The organism is Halobellus inordinatus (assembly GCF_024464655.1).
In the GTDB taxonomy this organism is placed as follows: domain Archaea; phylum Halobacteriota; class Halobacteria; order Halobacteriales; family Haloferacaceae; genus Haloquadratum; species Haloquadratum inordinatus.
The window spans coordinates 69,154-93,550 of the sequence record NZ_JANHAV010000011.1; the positions used below are offsets into that span (position 1 = coordinate 69,154).

The following is a 24,397-nucleotide window of genomic DNA, read 5'->3' on the forward strand; positions in this document are numbered from 1 at the left end:
TTGTCCGTGATAGAGACCGTCACGAGAAGTGTTCACGGTGTGCCGACAACGGCGGGTATAAGTGATAGTTACCCTCAGTAGTACGCATATGTCTGACCGCGACAGCGATGCCGTTCCCGACGGCGGTGTAGCCACCGCCGACCCGGCGAGAGACGCCCGTTCGAACTACCAGTACGTCTCCGAGGAGGTCGAACGGCCGGATCTGGTCGACGCGCTCTCGAAACGCGTCGACGGTGAAGTCCGCTTCGACACCTACACTCGGCAGATGTACGCGACCGACGCCAGCGCGTTCGAGGTGACGCCTATCGGCGTCGTCTTCCCGACCTCGACCGACGACGTCGCGAGCGTCGTCTCCTACTGCGCCAAAGAGGAGATTCCGGTGCTCCCGCGCGGCGGCGGGACGAGCCTCGCCGGCCAGACGGTCAACGAGGCCGTCGTCCTCGACTTCTCGCGCCATATGGACGCCGTTTACGACGTCGACCCCGACGCGCGAGAGGCGCACGTTCAGTCTGGGGCCATCCTCGCGACGCTCAACGATCAGGCGGCCGAGTACGGCCTGACGTTCGGCCCCGACCCGGCGGCCGGCAACCGAAGCGCCATCGGCGGCGCGATCGGCAACAACTCCACCGGCGCGCACTCGCTCGTCTACGAGAAGACCGATCACTACGTCGAGGAAGTCGAGGTCGTCCTCTCGGACGGCACGGTCACGACCTTCGGTGAGGTCAGCGTCGACGAATTACGCGAGCGGGCCGACCCCGACGGCGACGCCGAGGCGAAGATCGCCGCCGGGGTGATCGAGGTCCTCGACGAACAGGCCAAGGAGATCCACAAGCGCTACCCCGAGATGAAGCGGAACGTCTCGGGCTACAACCTCGACCGCCTGCTCGCCGAAGCCGAGGGCGAATACGGCGAGGAGGGCGTCGTCAACCTCGCGCGCCTGCTCGCCGGCTCCGAAGGGACGCTCGCGGTCGTCACCGAGGCGACCGTCTCGCTGGAACCGCTTCCGGAGACGAAGTCGGTCGCGCTCTTGACGTACGACAGCGTCGTCGACACCGTCAGCGACGTCGTGCACGTGCTGGAGCACGATCCCGCGGCGGTCGAGCTCATCGACGACGTACTCATCGGGCTGGCCTCGAACACGACGGAGTTCGCCGACGCCGCCGGGAAACTCCCCGACCGGACGGAGGCCGCACTCCTCGTGGAGTTCTACGCCGAAGACGACGAGGACGGCCGCGAGAAGGTTCGGAAGCTCCTCGAAGACCGCGTACCCGGTCGCGGCGACGGCGACGACGCGGCGGACGCCGACGCCGAACGCTTCGCGTTCGACGCGCTAGAGGCCCACGAGAAGGCGGACCGAAAGGAACTCTGGAAGCTTCGGAAGTCCGGCCTCCCGATCCTGCTGGGGCGCACCAGCGACGCGAAACACATCAGTTTCCTCGAAGACTGCGCCGTCCCGCCGGAGCACCTCCCGAGGTTCGTCACCGAGTTCCAGTCGGTCCTCGAAGAGCACGACACCTTCGCGTCGTTCTACGCCCACGCCGGCCCCGGCGTCCTGCACGTCCGCCCGCTCGTCAACACGAAGTCGCAGGCGGATCTGGACGCGATGCAGGCCATCGGCGAGGCCGTGACCGACCTCGTCGTCGAACTCGGTGGCTCGGTCTCCGGCGAGCACGGCGACGGCCGCGCGCGGACCCAGTGGAACCGGAAGCTCTACGGCGATCAGCTCTGGGACGCGTTCCAGGATCTCAAGACCGCGTTCGACCCCGACTGGCTGCTCAACCCCGGCCAGGTCTGCGGCGACGTCTCGCTCACCGAGAACCTCCGGTTCGATCCCGAGTACGAGTTCGACGCCGGCTTCGACTCGGCGCTGGAGTGGGACAACGAGAACGGAATGCAGGGGATGGTCGAACTCTGTCACGGCTGCGGTGGCTGCCGCACCCAGCAGACCGAGGGCGGCGTGATGTGTCCGACCTACCGCGCGGCCGACGAGGAGATTACCGCCACGCGCGGCCGAGCGAATATGCTCCGGCAGGCGATGAGCGGCGACCTCCCGGACGACCCGACCGACGAGGAGTTCGTCACCGAGGTGATGGACCTCTGTATCGGCTGTAAGGGCTGTGCGAACGACTGTCCGAGCGAGGTCGACCTCGCGAAGCTCAAAGCCGAGGTGACTCACGCCTACCACGAGGAACACGGCTCCTCGCTGCGCTCGAAGATGTTCGCCAACTTCGACGTCTTAGCGAAACTCGGGAGCACGTTCGCACCCGTCTCGAACTGGGCGTCGAAGGTGCCCGGCGCGCGCGCCGTGATGGAACAGACCATCGGCATCGCGAGCGACCGCACGCTCCCCACGTTCGAGCGCGAGACGGTCCAGAAGTGGTTCAAAAAGCGCGGTGGATCCCGGGTCACCGCCGACGAGGCCGACCGCCACGTCCTCCTGATCCCGGACACGTACACGAACTACAGTCACCCCGACGTCGGGAAGGCGTCCGTGGAAGTGCTCGAAGCCGCGGGCGTCCACGTCGAAGTCGCAGACGTCACCGACGTGGGGCGGCCGGCGTTCTCGAAAGGCTTCCTCGACGTCGCCCGCGAGACGGCCGCGGAGACGGTCGACGCGCTCGTCCCGCGGATCGAGAACGGGTGGGACGTCGTCGTCCCCGAACCCTCCGACGCGGTGATGCTGCAGTCAGACTACGGCGACCTGCTCTCGGGCAGCGACGTCGAGACGGTACAGGCGAACAGTTACGGCGTCTGTGAGTACCTCGACACGTATCGACTCGACGAGCAGATCGACTTCGACGCCCCCGACCGCTCGATCGCGTACCACGGACATTGCCACCAGAAGGCGACGAAGAAAGACCACCACGCGGTCGGCGTGCTCCGGCGGGCGGGCTACCGCGTGGATCCGCTGGACTCGGGCTGCTGTGGGATGGCCGGGACGTTCGGCTACGAGTCCGAACACCGCGCGATGAGCGAGGCGATCGGCGAGACGCTCAAGGGCCAGGTCGACGCCAGCGAGGCGGAATCGGTCGTCGCACCCGGCGCGTCCTGCCGGACCCAACTCAACGATCTCGGGGCGACCGTCGACCCGGCGCTGTTCCCCGATCACGACGGAAGCCACGACGAGCCGCCGACGCCGATCGAGGCGCTCGCGGCCGGACTGGCCGGTCGGTAGTCGGTCCGAGGCGGTAGCCGGAACGCGATTCGTCGCGGCCGCGGTCGCGGGCGTTCTCGTCCGGTGCGATTGCAGTTACAGTTGCGGACTCGTTTTCGGAGCCGTCCCCCGGTAGAACAGCCCCGCACCGAGGAGCGTCAGCCCGCCGACGGTGAGCAGCGGGACGACGTACCCGTTCGTCACTCCCAAGAGGAGGTTCAGCCCGATCGGGACGAGGAAGGCGGTCGCCGCTTCGGCGACCGTGAACACCCCGACGATGGCGGTCGCGTTCGCCGGGCCGAACCGCTCGATGATGATCGGCGAGAACAGCGGCGCGATCGCTCCGAGTCCGATCCCGAACGTCACGAGCAGCACGTACATCAGCGGTTCCGTGCCCGTCCACGGGAGGACGACCATCCCGGCCGCCGCGAGGAGCGTTCCGACGGCCAGCGTCACCCGCATCCCGATGCGATCGGCGAACTCACCGCTGGCGACGCGGGCGACGACGCTGACGCCGCCCACGATGCCGAACGCAGTGGCGGCGACCGCTCGGGAGATCCCGCCCGTGGTGAGAATGCCCACGAGGTCCGCCGAGAGGAGGAAGTACCAACTCCACAGGAGCGCGAAGCCGACGAGGCTGGACACGAATCGGCCGTCGGTCAGGTTCGACCGGAGCCACGCGACGTCGACCGGTGCGGTACCCTGCGCGCGGAGTTCCGGCGGCCGGCGGTAGACGACGGCGGCGACGAGGATTACGAGTACCGTCGCGCCCCCGACGACGACGAACGCCTCCCGGATGCCCGTCCGTTCGAGCAACCACACCCAGACCGGCGGCAACACGAAAATCCCGAGGCCGTTGCCGGCCATCGTGATCCCCATTGCGCGGCCCTCGTACTGCTCGAACCACTGCGGCACGAGCGAGATGACGATCACGAACATCGTGCCCCCGGCCGTCCCCAAGAGCCCGAATACGACGGCGAGTCCGAGATACGACGACGAGATCTGCAAGAGTCCGATCGCGACACCGAAGACCGCGCCGGCCGTGGCGACGACCGGGCGAAGCGGCACGCGCGCGATCAGGATCCCGATCGTCCCGCCCGCGATGTAGAACGCCGCCGTCGTGATCGAAAAGATGGACGAGAGCCGGAGACTCGACAGTCCGAACGCGTCGCCGAGTGCCTGTGAGTAGACGGTAAACGTGAAGATCACACCCCAGACGAGCACGAGTACGAGCAGTCCGAGCGCCGCAACGATCCAACTAGTCACCGAATCGAACGCGGAGTCGTGTTCGTCGTTCATCGCTGGGACCTGTCGCATCTCGATCGCGGGTGCCTCTGCGAGTCGCCGGACAGCGACCGCGAATCGAGGGCTCTGGCGTAAGAACCCTCCAGTGTCTCTTATTATTTTCCCATACAGAGGTGTGTCCCAAATGGCGGGAAGATCCGGCACGTCGTCTCACCAGTCGGTACGAGAATTCGACAGTGTAGCCCGACGACAGCCGGTAAAAACGGCTATCTGACCAAACTTTCATTAGTGAATCCCGAGACTCTAGGAGTATGGCACTCGAAGGCCAGTCAGGATACAGTATCGACGACGACTGGAGTCAACTCTATATCGGCGGCGAGTGGGTCGACGCTGAGAGCGGCGAGACGCTCGAAGTCGAGGACCCCTCGACGCGCGAGGTCGTCACGGAGGTCCCCCGCGCCACCGAGGCGGACGTCGACGCCGCCTACGAAGCCGCGGCGGAGGCCCAGTCCGAATGGGCCCAGACGCCGCCGGCCGAGCGCGAACAGCTCATCCACAGCCTCCAGCAGGTGATGGCAGAGCACAAAGAGGAGATCCTCGAGCTCTACACCACCGAAGCGGGTGCAATGCAAGGTGTATCGGACACCGGGTTCGAGCTCACGCAGGACCAGATCGGTGAGGCCGCGACGCTTCCGCGCCGGATGAAGGGCGAGCACGCCGCCTCGAACATCCCCGGCAAGGAGAACATCGTCGAGCGCGAGGCGAAAGGCGTCGTCACGGTCATCTCGCCGTGGAACTTCCCGCTGAACCTCTCCGCGCGCGCGGTCGTCCCCGCCGTCGCGGCCGGTAACACGGTCGTCCTCAAGCCGGCGACGAACACCCCGGTCATCGGCGGACTGCTGTTCGCGCGCCTGTTCGAGGAGGCCGGCTTCCCCGAGGGCGTCGTCAACGTCGTCACCGGCAAGGGCTCCGAAATCGGCGACCGCGTCGCCGGCCACGAGGAGAGCGACGTCGTCGCGTTCACCGGTTCGACCGAGGTCGGTCGCCGCGTCGCCGCCACCGCAGCGGAGAACCTCGCCGTCCCGGCGATGGAACTCGGCGGCAACAACGCCCACATCGTCACCGACGAGGCCGACGTCGACGCCGCGGTCGACGCCGGCGTCTTCGGGTCGTTCATCCACCAGGGGCAGGTCTGCATCTCCATCAACCGCCACCTCGTCCACGAGGACGTCTACGACGAGTACGTCGAGAAGCTAACCGAGCGCGCCTCCCAGCTCCCGGCCGGGAGCGCTCACGAGCACGTCGTCGTCGGCCCCATCATCGACGAGTCACAGCGCGACGAGATGCTCGACTACGTCGAGCGCACGGTCGAAGCGGGCGCGACGCTCGAAACCGGCGGCGACGTCGTCGAAATCGACGGCGTCGAGGACTCGCTGGTCGTCGAGCCGACGGTGCTCTCGGACGCGACGAACGATATGGCGGCCGCCTGCAACGAGCACTTCGGCCCCATCGCCCCCGTGATTCCGTTCTCGAACGTCGACGAGGCGATCGAACTCGCAAACGACACCGAGTACGGCCTCTCCGGTTCGGTCCACGCCGGCGACGTCGGCGCGGGCAAGCGCATCGCGAACCAGCTCGAGACGGGAATGGTCCACGTCAACGACCAGCCTGTCAACGACGAGGCGCACGTCCCGTTCAGCGGGACGGGCGCGTCGGGCATCGGCGGCTACAACAGCGAGGACTTCCTCGACGAGGTCACCGAGAAGAAGTGGATCTCGCTGCAGCACGAGCCGCGCGAGTTCCCGTTCTAAGATGATCGAAGACGCGGTGTGTATCGTTGCCGGCGGCGGCAACGGCCTCGGCGAGCAGGCGGCATACGAACTCGCAGACCACGGCGCGCGCGTTGTGGTCAACGACCTCGGCACTGCGGTCGACGGGACAGGCAGCGACCCGTCCGTCCCCGAGGGCGTCGCCGCCGAGATCCGCGAGCGCGGCGGAACCGCGATGGCCCACCACGGCGACGTGAGCGACTTCGCGTACGCGGAGACGCTCATCGCGGACACCGTCGCGGAGTACGGCCGCGTCGACTTCGTCTGTAACTTCGCGGGCATTCTCCGGGACGGGCTCAGCTACAAGCTCTCGCCGGAGGACTGGACGGCCGTCATCGAGAACAACCTCACCGGCCAGTTTGCACCGCTCCGCGCCGCCGCCGCCCACTGGCGCGAGGCGAACAAGGCCGCCGGCGACGACGGCTTCGACCGACAGCGCTCGTATCTCGCGGTCAGCGCCGGGGCGGCCCGCGGCAGCCTCGGGCAGGCCAACTACGCTGCGGCGAAAGCAGGGATCCTCGGGATGGTTCGTTCAGTTTCGACTGAACTGGTCCGCTCGGACGTCCGGGTCAACACCCTGATCCCGAACGGCTACACGCGGATGACCGAGACGGTGCCCGAAGAGCACCGCCCCTACACCGAGGCGGAGATGCCGCCCGAGAAGGTCGCACCGCTCGTCGCGTACCTGGCCAGCGAGCACGCCGAAGACCTCACGGGGTGTACGCTGTACGCCGGGGGCGACCGCGTCGGCGTCTTCTCGGACCCGGCGATGGAGGCCGTCGGCGTCAATCCCGAAGGGTGGACGCTCGATTCGCTCGTCGAGCACTTCCGCGAGGACGTCGCCGCGGACGTCGAGTTGGCGCGAACCGACAGCTACCTGTGAGAACGCCGGCGTTCGGCCCGCTATTCCCGTAAGTGCGGGCGCGTCGGCGCCGACGCCACTCTCTAGCCACCGCCGCTCGGAGAGGCGAAAGGCATCTTTTATCACTGATTCCGACGATGAATTGCGTATGCGCTTCGTCCGCTACGACGACGATAAACTCGGACTGCTTACAGACGATGGAGAGGGCGTCATCGACCTCTCGGACCGACTCGGTCTCGAGGGCGACGAGCCGCTCGTCGAGTATATGGAGGGCGACTACGACGCCTCCGAGTACGAAGACGAAGACCCCGACTACGACGTCGAAGACGTCGAGATCGGCTCGCCCGTCGGCCGCCCGGGCAAGGTCATCGCCGCGCCGCTGAACTACGAGAACCACATTGAGGAGGCCATCTCCGACAAGGACATTACCACCGAAGAGTGGTTCTCGATCAAGGACAAGGGCTACTTCCTGAAAGCGCCCTCCAGCGTCGTCGGCCCCGATCACGGTATCGAACTGCCCTTCAACGACCGTCGGACGGACCACGAGATCGAACTCGCGTTCGTAATGGGTGAGGAGGCGAAGGACGTCTCCGCCGAAGAAGCGTGGGACCACATCTTCGGATACACGATCCTGCTCGACATCTCTCTGCGCGGCGATCAGGACCGCTCGAACCGCAAGTCCTACGACACGTTCACCGTCATCGGTCCGTGCGTCGTCACGGCCGACGAGATCGACGACCCCCAGGACCTCCAGATGGAGCTCCAGCTCAACGGCGAGCGCCGCCAGTACGAGAACACCGGCGATATGGTCTACACGTGCGCGGACGTCGTTCAGTACGCCTCCCTCGGCGCGACGCTTGAAGTCGGCGACGTCATCACGACGGGCACGCCCGAAGGCGTGAGCGAACTCCACGACGGCGACACCATCGACGCCGAAATCGAAGACGTCGGCTCGATGACCGTCGACGTCACCGGTCGCGACGTCAGCTACGCCGAAGCCGACGTCCAGAAGGGCGGACAGGAGTAACTCCCTCGCGCCGCTCGCCGCGGTGACGTTCGAACGGTTCTTCGTTTTTTCCAGGCACAGCCGACAGAGCGGCAGCGCTACCTCGACGCGTAGTCTATCATAGATCTGCATCTCCGAAAGGTAGGCTTAAGAAAGGTCACGACGAATGACGTGGTATTCGATGCCACTGCTCGAAGTAGATTCGATAGACGTCGCGTACGGCAACGTACAGGTGCTGTGGGACGTGAGCCTCACGGTCGAGGAGGGAGAGACCGTGGCCTTGCTCGGCGCGAACGGGGCTGGAAAGACGACGACGCTGAAGACCATCTGTGGCGACCTCGTCCCGATGGACGGCGAGATACGCTACAAGAGCGAATCGATCGGCGACCTCCCCCACGAGGAGGTTGTCGCCAGGGGCGTCGCCCACGTCCCCGAGGGCCGCGAGGTGTTCACCGAGAGTACCGTTCGCGAGAACCTCGAACTGGGCGCGTATCTCGATCGCAGTCGGCTGAAAGAACGCCTCGAAGACATCTACGACATCTTCCCACGGCTCGAAGAGCGCTCGAACCAGCAGGCCGGGACGCTCTCGGGCGGCGAGCAGCAGATGCTCGCGATCGGTCGCGGTCTGATGAGCGAACCCGATCTCCTGCTGCTCGACGAGGCCAGTCTCGGACTCGCGCCCGTCCTCGTCGACGACGTCTTCGAGGCCATCCAGCGCATCAACGACGAGGGGACGACCGTTCTCCTCGTCGAGCAGGACATCTACAACGCACTCCGCGTCGCCGACCGCGGCTACGTGATCAAGACCGGCGAAATCGCGCTGTCAGGAACGGCCGAAGAACTCGCACGCGACGAACGCGTCGAAGAATCCTACCTCGGCGCCTGAGCGGAGCAGTCTTTTCTGCGATCAGTTTGGCCGTCACTCACAGTCGCTTTCTCGCGGATCGTCCTGAGAGACCACCTCGAATCTCACAGAGCGGCTGCGATAGCGCACCGAGAGCGCAGAGCAAACGGAGAAAACGAGAGGCTCGTAACGACGTCGGGAGTGACACGCCGACCTACTCGGTCGCGGCGTCCGTGTCGGTGGTTTCCTCGACGAGATAGTCCTTGATGAGGCCGTAGAGCCCCGTGGGGAGGAAGATGATGAAGAGGATGATGAGAATCCCCTCGACCGCAGAGGAGAACCCACCAACGATCGCCGAGAGACCGTTGTCGAGGAGCAAGAACAGCGCCGCGCCGAAGAACGGCCCGGCGAAGGTTCCCATCCCGCCAAGAATGACGATGACGAGCGAGTCGATCGTCCACGTGACGGCGAGCGTCGACTGGGCGTTGATGTAGAGCGTGTAGTGGCCATACAGCGCGCCGGCGATCCCCGCGAAGAACGAGGAGACGACGAACGCGTACATCTTGTACTTGAGCGGGTTGACGCCGAGACTGCTCGCGGCGTCCTCGTCGTCGTGGATCGCTTTCATCCCCAGTCCGGCCGGACCGCGGACGATGACGTACGTGGCCGCGACCGTGATGATCGTAGCGATGAGCGTCAGGAAGAACATCGTGTCGCCGTGGGAGACGGCCTCGCCGATCGAGAGGTCGCCGCTGACGTAGTAGCCGGTCGCGCCGCCGGTCAGGTCCCGTCGGTCCAGCATCACCAGTTCGATGACGGCCGCCAGCGCGAGCGTCCCGATGGCGAAGTAGTGGCCGCTCAGGCGGAAGATGATCGGCCCGATGACGAGCGAGATGAGCGCCGCGGTGACTCCCCCGACGACGACCGCCGCGAGGATCGGCAACTGGATCGATTCGGGAAAGCCCGCTGCGGCGGGCGTCGTCAGCCACGCCGAAACGAATGCGCCCATCCCGAAGAACGCCGCGTGCCCCAGAGAAATCTGGCCGGCGTATCCGGCGAGCAGATTCCAGGAGACGCCGAGCATCACGAAGACGAGACCCGTCAGGATGAGCCCCGTCAGAGAGTCGGTCGTGGTGAACGGGACGACTGCGAGCGCTAGCACGGCGACGACGCCGAGCGCCTGGACGCGACGGTCCTCGGCGAGCGATTCCCCGGGAGAGCGCTGGAAGATGCTCATTACTCACCACCTCCGGAGCTACCGAACAGCCCTTCTGGTTTGACGAGCAGCACGCCCAAGAAGATGAGCAGGCTCACGACGTTGCGGTAGCCGCCACCGAGATAGAGCGCGCCGAGGTTCTCCGAGACGCCGAGCACGAGGCCACCGACGAGCGTCCCGACGACGCTGCCGACCCCACCGAGGACGACCACGGCGAACGTTTTGAGCAGGTACGACCAGCCGACGTAGGGGTCGATCGGGAACAGCATCGAGAGCAGCGCGCCGGCCGCGCCGGCGAGTGCGGTCCCGATGCCGAGCGTGATGACGTAGATCTGGTCGGTGTCGATGCCCATATACTTCGCCGCCGTGCGGTTCTGGGCGGTCGCGCGGATGGCCTGACCCGTCTTGGTGTACTGCAGGAACGCCCAGGTGGCGACGATGAGCAGGACGGCGACGACGAACGTGACCGTCCGCGGGAACGACATAAACGCGATGCCGATGTCGAACCCGTTACCGGGGATCCCGATGTCGGCCGTTCGGGCGTCGCCGCCGAGGATGACGCGCCCGAGGTTCTGCAAGACGAGCGCGAGGCCGAACAGCACGATGATCGGCTGTTCTAACCCCTCGTCGACGACGTGCTTGAGCAGCACTTTCTGCAAGAGGACGCCGAGGCCGAACATCAGCGCCATCGCGAGCAGCATCCCGACGAGCGGGGTGATGCCGGTCGCCGTGAACACGAGAATCGCGACGTAGGCGCCGACCATCAGCATATGGCCGTGCGCGAGATTCACGATGTCCATAATCCCGAAGACGAGCGAGAGGCCCAGGGCTGCGAGGGCGTAGATCCCGCCCAACAGCAGCCCGTTGACGACCGACTGCGTCAGAAGATCGCTTGCAACCATCGTCAGGCCGTGGGTACGAAGGTGTCCCCCGCGTTCATCGCTCGCTCCACGGCGGGATGGGGTACTTGAAGTCGAGCGCGCGTTCGGAGTCCGTGTTCGGGTACGCGAGGCGCTGGGCGCCCTCCCACCACTGGCCGGTCGGGGCCGTCAGTTGGCCTTCCGTCGGCAGTCCGTTGTCCTCGAAGCCGAACGTGCCGATGACGGTCTGGAACTCCTCGTTGCGGAGCGCCTCCCGAATGGCCTCCGGTTCGACGGAGCCAGCCGCGGCGACGGCCTGTTCGGCGACCTGCGTCAGGTTGTACGAGCCGCCGACGTTCGCCGGCATATACTGGCTCTCGGTCTCGTAGGTCGACATATACGTCTCTCGGAGCTGTTGGTTGCCGTTGCCCGTGAGGCCGGGGACCCAGCCGGGACACATCAGCGCGTACGCGCCGTCCTGACCGAGTGCGGACCACCACGCCGAGGGGTCGGCACCGCGGACGAACTTGAGCATCTTCGGCGCCCAGTTGTTCGACTTCATCTGGTTGACCGCGGTGATGCCGCCGCCCGGCGTCGGGTTCGACAGCAGCACCTCGACGTTGGCGCTTTGGGCCTGCGAGATGAGCGTCGAGAAGTCCGAGGCACCGATCTCGAAGGTCTCGCGCATCACGATTTCGTAGCCCGCGTCGCCGAGCGTCTCCTCCCAGTAGTCGGCCTGCTCTTTCCCCCACCCGGAGTTGGGCTCCCAGATGCCGATGTTGGTCGGTCGGTCCTCCTCGGGGACGAGTTCGATCGTCCCGAGCGTCGAGCGGGCGACGTCACGGGACTTCGGGAACGGAGCGAACGTCCACTCGTAGTTGCTGTTGCGGTGGGGTCCTTCGTACGCGAAGGCGATGCCGAGGAACGGGAGCCCCTGATTCTCGGCGAAGGCGCTCCCAGCCGTGACGAGCAGGCTGGAGAAGCTCCCCCAGATCATATTCACGTCGTTGTTGCTGACGATGGCCTGAAGCTGCTCGCGCAGCGTCTGGGCGTCGCTCTCGTCGTCGCGGAGAATGAGCTCGACCTCGCGGTCGAGTGTCTCGTTCATCCGCTCGACGCCGAGTTCGTACCCGCGCTTGAGGTCCTGCCCGAGCGAAGAGAAACTCCCGGTCTCGGGGACGGTCCCAGCGATCGTCAGTGGGGTGGTGTCCTCGCCGCTGTCGGTGCTTCCACCGGTTCCCGTATCGCCACCGCCACCGCCGTCGCCGTCGCCACCGTCGCCGTCACCGCCGCCGCCGAGCGTACACCCAGCGAGGCCAGTTAGTGCGACCGTACCGGAAGCCCCGGCACCTTTGAGATACGTCCGTCGTGGAAATGTGTCATCACGAGCCATACCGTGTGGGACAATAATTATAACGGAATATAAAACTGTATGGTATAGACCAGGTCGTTAACGCGTCTATCCAGTGATATCTCTGAAAGACTATTCTCCGGTAGTTCGCGTTCGCTCGTTCCGAAACGATGCCGGACGTCCGAAGCGAGGACGTCCGATCGGGGAGTAGCCCAGGAATTACGAGGAGGGTTCGGCTTCGGCGTAGAGATTGAACGCCTCGAAGACCGGCCGATCGGTCATCGCGAGCAGCGTCGCTTCGCCGTCCGGTTCGTGATGGTGGATCTCGTCCGGCGGGACGATGAAGATGTCCCACTGACTCCACTCGAACGCCTCGTCACCGATGTGGGTCGCGCCCTCACCGTCGATGACGAAGAACACTTCCGTCATATTGTGGAAGTGCGGATCGGTCGCTTCCTGCATCAACTGCGCGCGGAACGACATCGTCGGGAACAGCGGCGGCTGACCCGTCGCCGGGTTGACGTACGAGAGGCTGTAGCCGTCGTTGGGGTCGGGATCGTCGTTGTCAGCGCGCTGGTGGAGCGACTGGACCATATCCGCCCACTTGAAGCGGTACGGCGGCGTCGGCTCCATATTGCCCTCGAACGGGCCGGGGATGTCGTCGGACTTCACGTCTTCCTGCGGCCGGCCGCGGCCGTACTGAGACTCCCAGTAGCCCTGGCTCTTCGTGACGGGCTGGCGTTCGAGTTCGTGGTACTCGAAGGTGTTCTTCGCGTTGAGGGAGTCGAGGACGAGCGGGAGGTCGAGGACGTCGAGCCACGCGGCGGTCTCGTCGCCGTCGTTGACGTGGTCGTGCCACTCCCACTGCGGCGTCGTGATGAGGTCGTTGTCCTTCATCGGGAACTCCTCGCCCGCGACGACCGTCTTCATATCCTCGTGGCCGTCGATCGTGAACCGCAGCGCGTTAGCGCCGTGGCGGTGCGAGGGTGCCGTCTCGCCCGGCGACACCGTCTGGACGCCCACGTAGATCGTGTTCGAGATGGCGTTGGCGGTGTTGATCGGGACGGCGACGCGTCGCTGGAATCCCGGCGGCAGATCCGCGATCGGGACGTCGCGCTCGATGGCGTCGATCGCCTCTTGGATGTCTTCCCACTTCCAGATGTCCGCCTCCGGGTCCTCGAGAACGTGCCCCATATCGTCCTCGACTTCCCAGAGCGGCTGGAGGTCGTGCTCCTCGAGAATACTCCGGGTGTTGGAACTCATCTCTAGGAGTTCCTCTGGCTCTTGCTCTGCCATAGTGAAATAATTGTGAAACGCGATAATAAGTGTGTTGGACGTGGCCACGTTGCACGATCGACGGACCCGTCGCTGCGGGGGCTGTGAGGCTGTCAAATGCCGATTTCGCTATCCGATCGTCTCCTGGACCGACCGCCCCGTCGGTTCTCAGGCTTCCGCTTCTGCTTCCGCGTTCGCTTTGGCCTGCTCGAATACTTCCTCCGTCGAGAAGACCGCTCGGCAGTCTTCACAGACCATCTGCCGCTGGATCCCGTACTCCCAGAGTTTCCCGCCGCAGTTCAGACAATCGAAGTGCGCCTCGACGAACGGATCCTCCGTTGCGTATGGATTCTCGAACTCCGCCATACCCTCACGTACCCACGTAATTCCTAAAAGCGTATCGCTACCTTCGATGATCGACACGGCGAATCCGCGGCGAGTTGCAGGCGCGAAAGTAGCGTTTGTAGGTCTTCAGGCCCCCCATCGAACACTGTCTTCGGTCGGGCGTACGGTCTTGTGAATACACGAGAGATGGCTGAGCAGGGAGTCGCGACGGGCTTATACTGTCGGATGGAGGTTCGTGAACCATTTTGGCACCCACGGGGTGCCGATGATTTTCACATCGTTCTGGCCGACAGTATTAGTCGTCGGCGTATTCGAGAAGCGATTCTCGGAGGTCTTCGGGCAGTTCGATCGCGCTCCCGCCGCCGACCTCCGCACAGACTCGCTGTTCGTAGCCCTCGAACGCGAGCGTGTCATCGACGTAGGCCTCGTACTTGAAGCGAACGCTGCGACTCCCGACGTCCGGCGTCAGCGTGACTCGAACGTCGTCGCCGGCGTTGATGGGGTTCCTGAACTCGAAGTTCATCTCAACCAGCGGCAGCCCGAAGTCGTGCTCCTGCGAGAGCTCCCAGAATGGGTAGCCGATCTCCTGCATAAACATATCTGACGTCTCGTGGAGCGCGTCCACGATACGCGGATAGTGGGCGATGCCGAAGGGATCGGTGTCCGAGAATCGGACAGTCCAGATACGTTCGAACATTAGTGATCCTCCAGTACGACGAGCGCGTCGAGTGCTATCACTCCATCGGTTGTCGCCAAGACGGGATTGACGTCCAGTTCGGCGATCGGGTGCTCGGTGACGAGGTCGCCGACGGTGGCGATCGCATCCGCGAGCGCATCGACGTCCGCCGGCTCGCTTCCCCTGTACCCTTCGAGTAGCGGCAGGGACTGGAGTTCCTCGATCGCCGAGCGGGCCTCGGCGCGGTCGATCGGGGCGATCCGGTGGCTGGTGTCCTCGAATATCTCCGTGAACACGCCTCCGAGCCCCGTGAGTACGACCGGCCCAAAGGACGGATCGCGGATACCGCCGACGATCACTTCGGTCCCGCGGTCGAGATCCATCGCCTCCTCGACGAGGACGTCGGCGTCGATCCCGCGCTCGTCTGCAGTCGTGAGGATCTCGTCTGCGGCATCCCGAACCGCGTCAGCCGAGTCGAGTCCGACCGCGACACCGATGCCGCCGGCCCAGTCGCTCTTGTGCGTGACCGCGGGCGAGGAGACCTTTACGACGACCGGGTAGCCGATATCCTCGGCCGCGTCGACGGCGGCGTCGGCGTCGGCACACACCGCGAACGAGGGCGTGTCGATGCCGGCCGACGCGAGGAGTTCCTTCCCCTCGGCCTCGGTCAGCGTGTGACGGCCATCTTCCCGTGCGGCCGCGATGGGCGCCGGCGTCTCCTCACTCATCGGCGGTCACCTCCGGTTCGGCGGCGTCGCCTACAGTGGGCGTGGTCCCGGTCCCCCCGTCAGTCGCGGGCTGGCCCGCCTGGAGTTGCGCGTAGCGAGCCAGCGTGCCCGCGGCGTCGGCGGCGCGCTCGGGCGTCGCAAACGTCGGGACGCCGGCGGCTTCGAGCGCCTCGCGCTCCTCGGCGAGCGTCTCCTCGATTCCCTCGGTCGCGAACAGGACCGGCTTGCCGACCCGCTCGGCGAGCCCGTCGAGGTCCTCGACTGGGAGGCCCAGTGCCTCCTCGAACAGTTCGTAGACGAGCACGATGTCGATGCGGTCGTCCTCGGCGACGGCCGTCACGATCTCGCCGAACTCGGGCATCGGCCGACCGGTGTCGACGGGGTTGTCGGCGTAGGTCACGCCCGGCAGGATCTCGTCGACGCGCTCTTGGGTCGATTCCGAGAGCTTCGGCAGCCGGCCGCCGGCGCGCTGGATCCGATCGGTGATGATGATCCCCGGGCCGGCCTGCGCGGTGACGACACCGACGTTCGGTCCGTCCGGCGTCGGACAGTCGCCCAGCGCCGCGGCCGCGTCCATCAGGTCGTCGGTGGCGTCGACCGTCGGCGTGCCGTACTGCGCGAAGCCCGCGGTGTAGAGTTCGTGGTCGCCCGTGAGCGCGCCCGTGTGGGACTCCGCGAAGTCGCCGACGTCGGATTGACCGACCTTGTAGGCGATGACCGGCGTGTCGCTCGCGCGGCAGGCTTCGAGGAGACCCCGACCGTCGTCGGTCCCCTCGACGTGCAGGACGATGGCGTCCGTGTTCTCGTCCCCGTCGAAGTACTCGATCGTCTCGGCGAAGCCGACGTTGGCGCGGTTCCCGAGTCCGACCATCGCCGAGATGCCGCGGCCCTGGCGTCGCGACTGGTACGCGAGCGTATGCGCGACGCCACCGCTTTGCGCGAGGATTGCGGTGTTCCCGGCCGGGATCTCCTCGACGCCGCTGGCGAACGAACAGCGGAGGTTTCGCGCCGGCACCAGGAAGCCGCTCGTGTTCGGCCCGAGCAGTGAGATACCGTGTTCATCGGCGATTTCGACGATCGTCTCCTGTAGCTCCTCGCCTTCGTCGCCCGCTTCGGCGAAGCCGCTCGAATAGAGGACGACGGCGCCGACGCCCGCCTCACCGCACTCTTCGAGCACGTCGGGGACGGCCGGTCCCGGGACACAGCAGAGCGCGAGATCCACGTCGTCGTCGATGTCGGTCACTGACGAGACGAACTCCGATCCGAACAGCTCGCCCGACGCTGAGGGGTTCACCGGATACACCGGTCCGTCGAATAGGGCGGCGTTCGCCATCGCTTCGTACCCGATCTTTCCCTCGACCTTCGAGGCGCCGACGACGGCGACCGCCGAGGGTTCGAACATCTGTGTTAGAGTCACGCTCGCACATATACTCAACACCATCAAAGCGTTTTCCCTACTGTTCACAGTCGGCGACTGTCCGACTCGTTGACGGGCGAACCGTCAGCGAGCAAGCAGCCGGGGATCCAGTTGACGTGCTTTCCACAGTGTGAACTGCTTGCACATTCCGTAAGTTTATCTGCGTGGCTTGGATACCGATCGATAATGACGTTGTTGGAAGGACGAGGGCTGACGAAGAAGTTCGGCGGGGTCGTCGCCATCGAAGACGTCTCCTTCACTGTCGATCGGGGTGAGGCAGTCGGCCTCATTGGGCCGAACGGAGCAGGAAAGAGTACGCTGTTCCGAACGATCTCGGGAGTCCATCCGCCGACGGAGGGACAGGTGTTCTTCGACGGGGAAGACATCACGGGCAAGACCCAATACGAGATCTGTCACCGCGGACTCGCGAAGACCCACCAGATCGTTCGGCCCTTCGAGAGCCTCTCGCTCCTGGAGAACGTCGCTGTCGGCGCCGAGTTCGGCGGCCGCGAGTTCGACGACACGCGTGGCCGGGCGGCCGAGATGCTCGAGTTCGTCGGCCTCGAAGAGCAGATGCACGCCGATCCGGGCGAACTCAGCGTCGGTCAGCTCAAACGCCTCGAAATTGCCCGCGTGCTCGCAACTGACCCCGAGATCGTCCTCTTCGACGAGGTCGCCGGCGGTCTCGACCCCGAGGAGACCGAAGGCATCATCGACCTCGTCGGCGACATCATCGACGAGGGCAAGACCGTCTTCCTCATCGACCACGTGATGCGCGCGCTGATGACCGTCAGCGAGCGCGTGATGGTGCTGGACAACGGGAAACTCATCGCCGAAGGCACGCCCGAAGAGATTCAAAACGACGACCAGGTCATCGAAGCCTACCTCGGCGAACACGCCGGCAAGGACCTCTCCGACGCGGTCGCTGGCGACTGATAACGGTTATCGCACCCACTGTGAGCGGTCGCTGTTTCTCTTCGTTCTCCCCTCGTTTTCAGTTCCGAAACGGACGTCGTCGCGTCCGGCGACAGCCGCGTCAGTCGCCCGCGACTACCGCTTGCCGGCGAAGTCGACGAACGCCGCGATCTTTTCGCTCGCGTCCTCGGTCACGCTCGATCCGTGAAAGACGAGGCCGACGTCGAAGTCGTATTCGAGGAGGTTCGACAGCTCCGCGTCGGCGGTCGCGAGGTCTTCGGAGTAGTACGCCGTCGGCAGGACGAAGTAGCCGGCCGGGAGGCCGCGGGCGTCCGATCCGAACAGCGCGTCCCCAATGACGGCGATCCCACGCGACTCGTCGACAAGCGAGTGGTGGCCCGTCGCGTGCCCGGCGACGGAGACGGCGGTGAACGGCCCGACGTGGTCACCGTCGCCGAAGCGGTGATCCACGTCGACGTCGACCTCGACGCCCTCAGGAACCCACGTTTCGAGGTCGAAGCGCGCGACGAGGCCGGCGAGACCGCCCACGTGGTCGGGATCGCCGTGCGTGATGACGACCCGCTTGGGCGTGATACCCAGTTCTTCGGCGGCGCCAGCGACGACGTCGACGGTGTCCTCGAAGCCGGCGTCGACGAGCGTCGGCGTCTCGCCGTCGAAGAGGAAGACGCGCCAGCGCGCGTCGTCGGCTACCTTCACGGTGATGTCGTACACGTCCGGTGCGATCTCTGTGATCTCTCGCGCTTCTGTCATCGTCTCTGCATACGCCACCGTCCTTGATAAACGTACACCGACACCGACGACGGCGGCAGCGGGGACCGGGCGACGGCGAACGCATCGACAATCTCATTGTGATTCACGGTGACACGAGTGACAACGAATACGTATGTCTGATGGAATTTCGGCACGGGCATCCGAGACGCTCCCGGTCGATGCGGCCTGGCTCGCGCTCCCCGCGGGCCTCCTCGCGGCGGGTAGCGTCGTCCAGTTCGCGCCGTTGGCGCCCGACGCCGCGCGGATGCTCGCGATCACGCTCTTCTGTGTCGTGCTGTGGATCGGATCGCCGGTCGACCCCTGGTTCACCGCGCTGCTCGGCATCGGCCTGATCGGCGTCGGCTTCTCGACGGAACTCGCGCTGACGGGCTTTCGCTCGCCGGCGACGTGGCTCGTCGTCGTCGGCCTGCTCATCGGCGAAGCGGCGAGTGCAAGCGGCCTCGCGGAACTCGTCGAGCGGACGGCGCTGTCGTGGATGCCCGATCGCATCGCCACCGACGCAGTCGCCGTCTATCGGTATCTGCTCGTCGTCCTCTCGGTCGGGAGCCTCGCTCTCGCGGTGCTCGTTCCCTCTTCGCTCGTGCGCGTCCTCATCCTTGCACCGATCCTCAGCTCGATGGGTGATATGTTCGAAGAGCGCGGCGCGAAGGTCGGCATCTTCCTCGGCCCGCTCTTTGCGACGTACTACGGTGCCTCGGGGATTCTGACCGGAGCGCTCCCGAACATCATCGTCACGGGACTCGTCGAGTCCGGCGGCGGCCCGGCGATCAGTTGGACCCAGTGGACGCTGTGGATGGGACCTGTAATGGGGATCGGGCGCGTCGTCGTCGTCGTCGCCGTCACGTATCTGCTGTATCGACCCAGTGACCGCGAGGCGATAGCCTCGCTCGGACAGCGCGACTCGAAGGGGCTCTCCTCGCGGGAGCGCCGAATGCTCGTGTTCCTGCTCGTCGGCGTCGCGATCTGGGCGACAGACTTCATTCACGGCCTGCACCCGCTCTTCGGCGCGGTCGTGGTCGCGCTGCTCTCGTTCACCCCCCGGATCGGCGTCATCGATCACGAGGCGATCGGTGAGACGGACTTCTCGATCATCTTTTTCCTCGGTGCGATCTTCGCCATCGCCGAAGGCCTCCAGCGGACGAACTTCACCGACCTCGCCGCGGAGACGATGCTGTCGTATCTCCCAGCCGACCCGTCGCTGCCGCTCGTGCTCGTCTTCGTCGTGGCCGTCTCGATGCTCCTGGCGTTCGTGATGGAGGGGATGGCCGTTGCGAGCGTCATCACGCCCATCTTCGTCACGTTCGCGAACAGTGCCGGAATCCCGCTCGTGCCGGTCGCGATGATCGAGAGCGTGGCACTGAACGCCTACTTCTTCCCGTACCAGTCGGCCGTCCTCGTCGCGATCCTCGGCCTCGGCGTCGTCGACTCGATCGAACTGAGCCGGATGGCGAGCGTCTGTACGATCGCGACGCTCGTGTTCTTGGTCCCGATACAGATCGCGCTGTTCGTACTCTTCTTCTGAATCTCCGCCCGATTCCGCCCGTGTCGGCAGCGCTTCGGCCCGGAAAAACACAGTCGCCGCAGCCGGATTTTGTATCTGAAAACGCGCGTTATGAGAAGTGCTTTTCGACCAACTGCTCGCGCATAATTGTCCCCGTATCCGTTCTCGGGAGCGCATCGTGGGTGATCGCGTACTCGCGAGGACGCTTGAAGTCCGCCAGGCCGTCGTGTTGCAGGCAGTACTGGTCGAGATCCTCGTCTGAGACGTCGGCTCCCTCTGCGACGACCACGACAGCCGTGACGACCTCGCCCCACTGGTCGTCGTCCCGACCGAAGACGCACGCCTCCTCGACGTCCGGGTGGTTGCCGAGGACGCGTTCGACCTCAGCGGGGTAGACGTTCTCGCCGCCGCTGACGATCATATTGTCGACGCGGTCGACGATGTAGAGGTAGCCCTCCTCGTCGACGCGGGCGACGTCCCGCGTCCGGAGCCAGCCGTCGAAGTACGTCTTCTCGTCGGCGTCCGGGTTGTCGATGTAGCCGTCCGACATCCCCGGACCGCGGGCGATGATCTCGCCGCGTTCGCCAGCATCGACGGTCGCCTCGGGGTCGGGGTCCTCGGCGAGCGAGACGGACTCGACGACGCGGATCTCCCAGGAGAACGACTCCTTGCCGATCGTCCCCGGGTGCTCCTCCTGAACCTCCGGGTGCGCGAACGTGAGGTCCGGTCCGGCTTCGGTCATCCCGTAGGTGTTGTACACGTGCTCGCTGAGGTACTCGTGAGTCTCCTCGATGAGGTCGTCGGTGACGATCGACCCGCCGGTGCGGATGTACGACAACGAGTCGGTGTCGTAGGGCTCGCCGCCCTCGCGCTGGATGCCGTTGAGGGATTTGAGCTGTGTGGGGACGGCCAGCAGTCCGGTCACGTCGTGGTCGTCGATGAGTTCGAGCGCTTCCTCGGGGTCGAACGCCGAGTGCAGGACGACGGTCGCGCCCGCGACGAAGTGCGGATAGAGCCACGCGTCGGTCGTGACCATATGGTACCACGGCGAGGTACACAGCGCGACGTCGGTCTCGTCGATGCCGTGCTCCATTATCACCTGGATCGCACCGTACCAGAGCTTTTCTTGGTCGAACGAGACGGCTTTCGGGACGCTCGTCGTCCCGCTCGTGTACAGGACGGCACACTCATCACCCGCCGGGAGCGACGCGTCGAGATCGGCGTCGGCGTCGGCGAGGACCGCCTCGTAGGATTCGACGTCCTCGTGGTCGACGTCCCGGTCGCCGGCGTGGATGGCGACGTCGAACGCGCCGCGGTCGAGGAGTTCCAGCGCGTCGTCGGCGTTGGCGTCGTCGAAGAGGAGCGCTTCCGCCGCCGCGGTCTCGGACATTCGTTCCAGTTCGCCGACGGTCGCCCGATAAGAGAGTTGCGCCGTCGCGACGCCCCGTTTGTTGCCGGCCAGCATCGCCTCGATAGCCGACACGTGGTTGATTGCGAGCACGGCGCACCGCTCGGTACCGACCCGTTCTGTGAGCGCGTTCGCCAGCCGCGTGCTCCGCTCGTCCAGTTCGGCGTACGTGAACGAGCGGCCGTCGTCGGTCACGAGGGCGAGTTTGTCGGGATAACAGCGAACCGTCCGTTCGAGGGCGTCACCAAGTCTCATAGTAGGTCTGTTAGAAACCACCAAGCCTACCGCGACATTAATTGTTTTGATTGTCTCATATCAGTATTTGCACGTTTCAGCCGCCGACACGGCGCGATACGGGCTGTATACAGTATTGTTTGCACCGGGCGACGTGCGATATCGGCCCCGCAGGGACGCCAAGACGACGCGTCGAACTTATCACCGACGGCACGGAATCGGCGCGTATGGCACCGACGTGGGAGGACTTCGGGGCGCTCGGCCGCCTGCTCGCGTACGTCCGACCGACGTTTATGCTCCCCGCAGTCGGGATGTCCGCCTACGGTGCCGCGCTCGCTCCCGCGTCGTCGTTCGCTCTCGTCCTCGCCGTGCTCCACGCCGTGACTGTCGGCCTCGCGCTGTTCGTCGCACACCTTCGGGACGGACTCGTCGATGGCCACCAGCGCGGCGAGGAAACGCCGCTGCTCTCCGTCGCAGGGTTTCGCTGGAGCATCGGTGTCGGCGCCGCCGTCGTTCTCGCGCTCGCCGCGATACTGCTGGTCGCTGGAGGCGTGATCGCCGCGGCCTCCGCCATCGCGCTGCTCGCGCTCGCACTGTTGCACGCGCCATACCTCGATCGACACCCGCTGACGGTGACAGTGGACTATCCGTTCGGGATTGGTATCGCGCTCGTTGGCGGCTACGCGACGCAGACCGGCGGCGTCGCCGTGGCCGTCGTCGCCGTCGCGGCCGCCTTCGGCGCGTTGCTCTCCGGCATCAAGATCGGGATCGACCGCCTCGACGCGGCGTTCGATAGCACCATCGACAAGCGGACGATCCCCGTCGCGTACGGGGCTGCGAACGCTGACAGAATCGCGTTTGGCGTCTTCGGTGGGACCGCACTCCTCACTGTTGGGTTCGGGGCCGCTGGCGTCGCCGGCACGGTCGCACTCGTCCCGGCGTTCGCGTTCGCCGCTGCGGCCGTCCCAGTCGGGTGTCTCGCGGCGACAGCGCTCGCGACCGACGAGCGCGCCGTCCAGATCCAGATGGCACTCACGTACGTCTTCGCCGTGCTCCTGTTTCTGTCGACCTGCGGCGGCGAGTGTGCGGGCCTAGACCTCCTGCAGCGGGCGCTCGAAGCGCTCTCCGGCTCCTAATGGGGTCGGAACGACACTCAGCGATATGCGAGTGTCAGATCGATCTCGTCGGTCGCCGCTCGCAGGTGATCGAGAATCTCGCCCTCACACCGCTCTTTCGACATCCGGTGGGCGGGCCCGGCGACGCTCAGCGCACCCTGTATCTCGCCGTTGACCATCAGCGGGACGCCGATCGCCTGGATCCCTTCGAGGTCCTCACTGAGGTTGAGGGCGTAGCCCTGCTCGCGGATCTGTTCGAGTTCGTCGTAGAGACGCTCCCGATCGGTGATCGTGTTCTCCGTGCGTGCAGGGAGCCCGTGCTCGTCGACGATCCGTTCGACTTCCTCGTCCGGCAGGTGCGCGAGGATCGCTTTCCCGCCGGAGTTGAAGTGCATATGGACCTGCGTGCCCAGAATCGTGTTGACGTCGATGTCGTTGTCGCCGCCGCGGCCGTAGACGTAGATCGCTTTGCCGTTCTGATGGGTGATGAGCCACGACATCTCGCCAGTCTCCGCTTCGAGTCGGTCGACGGCGAACATCCCCGACTGGAAGATGTCGAGTTGGCTGCGGACGTACTGCCCGTACTCGAAGAACTTCAGCCCGAGGTGGTACTGTTGGCCTCGTTTGACGACCAGGCCACGGTCCCGCAGCGTCGTCAGGTGACCGTGAACCGTGCTCTTGGCGATATCGAGCCCCTCAGCCAGTTCGGTGACTCCGGCACCGTCGAGATCTTGGATGTGTTCGACGATGTCGAATAGCGTCTCGTCGGACTTGATCCCTCGTCCTTCGTTCGGTCCCTGTTCCATACCAACTCTCACTGGACGATAGACAAGTATTTGTCGTGTACGTGGCAGTCGGTACTTCAGTACAATTTCACCGGGAGACAGAACTATTATTCGATGTCATCGAACACAGAAGCGGTACAGCAGCGAACATAACAACCGTACGGGTGTTACCACGAGCGTGTTCGGGATTTTCGAACGGGATTCTCGACTCGGCGCGCGAAATTCGACGGTTCAGCTATGTTCACTCATTGCACGACAACCTGTCCCGTGTTAAGGGACAGCAATTCGTTCGACAGCATCGAACAGATCAGGGCGAGGCGTCTCGTCCCAGCCCAGCGTCACGGAACCGCGCAGCCAGTTCGACGTACGTCTCGTTCGTCTCCTCGATCTGCGCCAGTTGTGAGTCGGTGAGAGGACGCGTTTCCGCGGGCGTGCCGTACGCCAAGTGTCCAGAGGGAATGGTCTGATCTTGCAGTACGACTGCGTTGGCGGCGACGATACAGTGATCTTCGACGGTCGCACCACCCATCACCGCGCTCTGCATCCCGATCAGCGAGTGATCCTCGACGTCGGCGTAGTCGACGACGGCTCCGTGGCCGACAGTCACGTTGTCGCCCAGCGACGCGCCGTGAAGCGTCGTGAACTCCTGGACGTTCGTCTCTTTCCCCACGTCGACCATCGTCCCGTGGCCACGCAAGCAGACGTACGGCCAGATGCTCGCTCGCTCGTCGACGGCGACGTCGCCGACGAGATACGCCATCTCGGAGACAAAAGCACTGTCTGCGACCTCGGGTTCGGACCCCTCGAACGCTCGTTGCATACGTCTGCTACCCAGATCC

Annotated in this window: 21 protein-coding genes; 8 read left to right on the plus strand and 13 right to left on the minus strand. The window is 65.2% G+C overall.

From position 1 onward, the window contains the following. Positions 1-88 precede the first annotated feature (88 nt). Entirely contained in the window at positions 89-3,175 is a 3,087-nt protein-coding gene (locus NO347_RS15865) for an FAD-binding and (Fe-S)-binding domain-containing protein (protein WP_256290648.1), read from the plus strand. 75 nt (positions 3,176-3,250) lie between these two features. Here the strand turns inward: NO347_RS15865 and NO347_RS15870 are convergent, their stop codons facing one another. Then, positions 3,251-4,453: an MFS transporter gene (locus NO347_RS15870; RefSeq protein ID WP_256290649.1), complete on the minus strand. Its 1,203-nt coding sequence runs from the start codon at positions 4,451-4,453 to the stop codon at positions 3,251-3,253. Between the two features lie 257 nt (positions 4,454-4,710). On the opposite strand from NO347_RS15870, the gene NO347_RS15875 reads away from it, so the two are divergent. The 4 genes from NO347_RS15875 (at position 4,711) to NO347_RS15890 (ending at position 8,982) form a co-directional block, all read left to right on the plus strand. Further along, on the plus strand, positions 4,711-6,210 hold the full coding sequence (locus tag NO347_RS15875; RefSeq protein WP_256290650.1) for an aldehyde dehydrogenase family protein: 1,500 nt from the start codon (positions 4,711-4,713) through the stop codon (positions 6,208-6,210). Position 6,211: 1 nt separating this feature from the next. After that, positions 6,212-7,111, plus strand: a complete 900-nt coding sequence (locus NO347_RS15880) for an SDR family oxidoreductase (RefSeq protein WP_256290651.1) — start codon at positions 6,212-6,214, stop codon at positions 7,109-7,111. 127 nt (positions 7,112-7,238) lie between these two features. Next, a complete protein-coding gene (locus NO347_RS15885; RefSeq protein WP_121570199.1) occupies positions 7,239-8,117 on the plus strand; it encodes a fumarylacetoacetate hydrolase family protein in 879 nt (292 codons plus the stop codon). A 160-nt stretch (positions 8,118-8,277) separates the two neighbouring features. Beyond that, positions 8,278-8,982, plus strand: a complete 705-nt coding sequence (locus tag NO347_RS15890; RefSeq protein WP_256290652.1) for an ABC transporter ATP-binding protein — start codon at positions 8,278-8,280, stop codon at positions 8,980-8,982. Between the two features lie 172 nt (positions 8,983-9,154). Here NO347_RS15890 and NO347_RS15895 read toward each other — a convergent pair whose 3' ends face one another. The 8 genes from NO347_RS15895 to NO347_RS15930 form a co-directional block, all read right to left on the minus strand. Beyond that, on the minus strand, positions 9,155-10,177 hold the full coding sequence (locus NO347_RS15895) for a branched-chain amino acid ABC transporter permease (protein WP_256290653.1): 1,023 nt from the start codon (positions 10,175-10,177) through the stop codon (positions 9,155-9,157). After that, the gene (locus tag NO347_RS15900; protein ID WP_121570202.1) at positions 10,177-11,058 is read right to left on the minus strand and encodes a branched-chain amino acid ABC transporter permease; all 882 of its coding nucleotides are present in this window, start codon (positions 11,056-11,058) and stop codon (positions 10,177-10,179) included. The genes NO347_RS15895 and NO347_RS15900 overlap by 1 nt, the downstream gene beginning before the upstream one ends. A 34-nt stretch (positions 11,059-11,092) precedes the next feature. Continuing rightward, the gene (locus NO347_RS15905) at positions 11,093-12,409 is read right to left on the minus strand and encodes an ABC transporter substrate-binding protein (RefSeq protein WP_256290654.1); all 1,317 of its coding nucleotides are present in this window, start codon (positions 12,407-12,409) and stop codon (positions 11,093-11,095) included. A gap of 177 nt (positions 12,410-12,586) precedes the next feature. Next, on the minus strand, positions 12,587-13,663 hold the full coding sequence (locus NO347_RS15910; RefSeq protein ID WP_256290655.1) for a cupin domain-containing protein: 1,077 nt from the start codon (positions 13,661-13,663) through the stop codon (positions 12,587-12,589). Between the two features lie 147 nt (positions 13,664-13,810). After that, the gene (locus tag NO347_RS15915) at positions 13,811-14,008 is read right to left on the minus strand and encodes a hypothetical protein (protein WP_256290656.1); all 198 of its coding nucleotides are present in this window, start codon (positions 14,006-14,008) and stop codon (positions 13,811-13,813) included. 274 nt (positions 14,009-14,282) lie between these two features. Continuing rightward, the gene (locus NO347_RS15920) at positions 14,283-14,684 is read right to left on the minus strand and encodes an acyl-CoA thioesterase (RefSeq protein ID WP_256290657.1); all 402 of its coding nucleotides are present in this window, start codon (positions 14,682-14,684) and stop codon (positions 14,283-14,285) included. Continuing rightward, on the minus strand, positions 14,684-15,391 hold the full coding sequence (locus NO347_RS15925) for an acetate--CoA ligase family protein (protein ID WP_256290658.1): 708 nt from the start codon (positions 15,389-15,391) through the stop codon (positions 14,684-14,686). Before NO347_RS15925 ends, NO347_RS15920 begins: the two co-directional genes overlap by 1 nt. Beyond that, the gene (locus NO347_RS15930; RefSeq protein WP_256290660.1) at positions 15,384-16,793 is read right to left on the minus strand and encodes a CoA-binding protein; all 1,410 of its coding nucleotides are present in this window, start codon (positions 16,791-16,793) and stop codon (positions 15,384-15,386) included. The genes NO347_RS15925 and NO347_RS15930 overlap by 8 nt, the downstream gene beginning before the upstream one ends. A gap of 201 nt (positions 16,794-16,994) precedes the next feature. Here NO347_RS15930 and NO347_RS15935 point away from each other — a divergent pair, with 201 nt between their 5' ends. Beyond that, positions 16,995-17,744, plus strand: a complete 750-nt coding sequence (locus NO347_RS15935) for an ABC transporter ATP-binding protein (RefSeq protein ID WP_121570207.1) — start codon at positions 16,995-16,997, stop codon at positions 17,742-17,744. Positions 17,745-17,858: 114 nt separating this feature from the next. Here the strand turns inward: NO347_RS15935 and NO347_RS15940 are convergent, their stop codons facing one another. Further along, on the minus strand, positions 17,859-18,494 hold the full coding sequence (locus NO347_RS15940) for an MBL fold metallo-hydrolase (RefSeq protein WP_256290661.1): 636 nt from the start codon (positions 18,492-18,494) through the stop codon (positions 17,859-17,861). A 133-nt stretch (positions 18,495-18,627) separates the two neighbouring features. Between NO347_RS15940 and NO347_RS15945 the strand changes: the two genes are divergently transcribed. Continuing rightward, positions 18,628-20,037: an SLC13 family permease gene (locus NO347_RS15945; RefSeq protein ID WP_256290662.1), complete on the plus strand. Its 1,410-nt coding sequence runs from the start codon at positions 18,628-18,630 to the stop codon at positions 20,035-20,037. Positions 20,038-20,125: 88 nt separating this feature from the next. Here NO347_RS15945 and NO347_RS15950 read toward each other — a convergent pair whose 3' ends face one another. Next, positions 20,126-21,679, minus strand: a complete 1,554-nt coding sequence (locus NO347_RS15950; protein WP_256290663.1) for a class I adenylate-forming enzyme family protein — start codon at positions 21,677-21,679, stop codon at positions 20,126-20,128. A 206-nt stretch (positions 21,680-21,885) separates the two neighbouring features. Here NO347_RS15950 and NO347_RS15955 point away from each other — a divergent pair, with 206 nt between their 5' ends. Then, positions 21,886-22,794: a UbiA prenyltransferase family protein gene (locus NO347_RS15955; protein ID WP_256290664.1), complete on the plus strand. Its 909-nt coding sequence runs from the start codon at positions 21,886-21,888 to the stop codon at positions 22,792-22,794. A 17-nt stretch (positions 22,795-22,811) separates the two neighbouring features. Here the strand turns inward: NO347_RS15955 and NO347_RS15960 are convergent, their stop codons facing one another. Beyond that, entirely contained in the window at positions 22,812-23,579 is a 768-nt protein-coding gene (locus NO347_RS15960; protein WP_256290665.1) for an IclR family transcriptional regulator, read from the minus strand. A gap of 286 nt (positions 23,580-23,865) precedes the next feature. Further along, positions 23,866-24,378: a gamma carbonic anhydrase family protein gene (locus tag NO347_RS15965; protein ID WP_256290666.1), complete on the minus strand. Its 513-nt coding sequence runs from the start codon at positions 24,376-24,378 to the stop codon at positions 23,866-23,868. Between the last annotated feature and the right edge of the window lie 19 nt (positions 24,379-24,397).

Excerpts from the sequence above, each read along its gene's own strand:
- NO347_RS15885 (WP_121570199.1), top strand. The coding sequence starts at position 7,239 with ATGCGCTTCGTCCGCTACGACGACGATAAACTCGGACTGCTTACAGAC.
- NO347_RS15915 (WP_256290656.1), bottom strand. The coding sequence starts at position 14,008 with ATGGCGGAGTTCGAGAATCCATACGCAACGGAGGATCCGTTCGTCGAG.
- NO347_RS15870 (WP_256290649.1), bottom strand. The coding sequence starts at position 4,453 with ATGAACGACGAACACGACTCCGCGTTCGATTCGGTGACTAGTTGGATC.
- NO347_RS15895 (WP_256290653.1), bottom strand. The coding sequence starts at position 10,177 with ATGAGCATCTTCCAGCGCTCTCCCGGGGAATCGCTCGCCGAGGACCGT.
- NO347_RS15935 (WP_121570207.1), top strand. The coding sequence starts at position 16,995 with ATGACGTTGTTGGAAGGACGAGGGCTGACGAAGAAGTTCGGCGGGGTC.
- NO347_RS15940 (WP_256290661.1), bottom strand. The coding sequence starts at position 18,494 with ATGACAGAAGCGCGAGAGATCACAGAGATCGCACCGGACGTGTACGAC.
- NO347_RS15910 (WP_256290655.1), bottom strand. The coding sequence starts at position 13,663 with ATGGCAGAGCAAGAGCCAGAGGAACTCCTAGAGATGAGTTCCAACACC.
- NO347_RS15880 (WP_256290651.1), top strand. The coding sequence starts at position 6,212 with ATGATCGAAGACGCGGTGTGTATCGTTGCCGGCGGCGGCAACGGCCTC.
- NO347_RS15925 (WP_256290658.1), bottom strand. The coding sequence starts at position 15,391 with ATGAGTGAGGAGACGCCGGCGCCCATCGCGGCCGCACGGGAAGATGGC.
- NO347_RS15950 (WP_256290663.1), bottom strand. The coding sequence starts at position 21,679 with ATGAGACTTGGTGACGCCCTCGAACGGACGGTTCGCTGTTATCCCGAC.
- NO347_RS15905 (WP_256290654.1), bottom strand. The coding sequence starts at position 12,409 with ATGGCTCGTGATGACACATTTCCACGACGGACGTATCTCAAAGGTGCC.
- NO347_RS15955 (WP_256290664.1), top strand. The coding sequence starts at position 21,886 with ATGGCACCGACGTGGGAGGACTTCGGGGCGCTCGGCCGCCTGCTCGCG.
- NO347_RS15900 (WP_121570202.1), bottom strand. The coding sequence starts at position 11,058 with ATGGTTGCAAGCGATCTTCTGACGCAGTCGGTCGTCAACGGGCTGCTG.
- NO347_RS15920 (WP_256290657.1), bottom strand. The coding sequence starts at position 14,684 with ATGTTCGAACGTATCTGGACTGTCCGATTCTCGGACACCGATCCCTTC.
- NO347_RS15930 (WP_256290660.1), bottom strand. The coding sequence starts at position 16,793 with ATGTTCGAACCCTCGGCGGTCGCCGTCGTCGGCGCCTCGAAGGTCGAG.
- NO347_RS15865 (WP_256290648.1), top strand. The coding sequence starts at position 89 with ATGTCTGACCGCGACAGCGATGCCGTTCCCGACGGCGGTGTAGCCACC.
- NO347_RS15945 (WP_256290662.1), top strand. The coding sequence starts at position 18,628 with ATGTCTGATGGAATTTCGGCACGGGCATCCGAGACGCTCCCGGTCGAT.
- NO347_RS15875 (WP_256290650.1), top strand. The coding sequence starts at position 4,711 with ATGGCACTCGAAGGCCAGTCAGGATACAGTATCGACGACGACTGGAGT.
- NO347_RS15965 (WP_256290666.1), bottom strand. The coding sequence starts at position 24,378 with ATGCAACGAGCGTTCGAGGGGTCCGAACCCGAGGTCGCAGACAGTGCT.
- NO347_RS15960 (WP_256290665.1), bottom strand. The coding sequence starts at position 23,579 with ATGGAACAGGGACCGAACGAAGGACGAGGGATCAAGTCCGACGAGACG.
- NO347_RS15890 (WP_256290652.1), top strand. The coding sequence starts at position 8,278 with ATGCCACTGCTCGAAGTAGATTCGATAGACGTCGCGTACGGCAACGTA.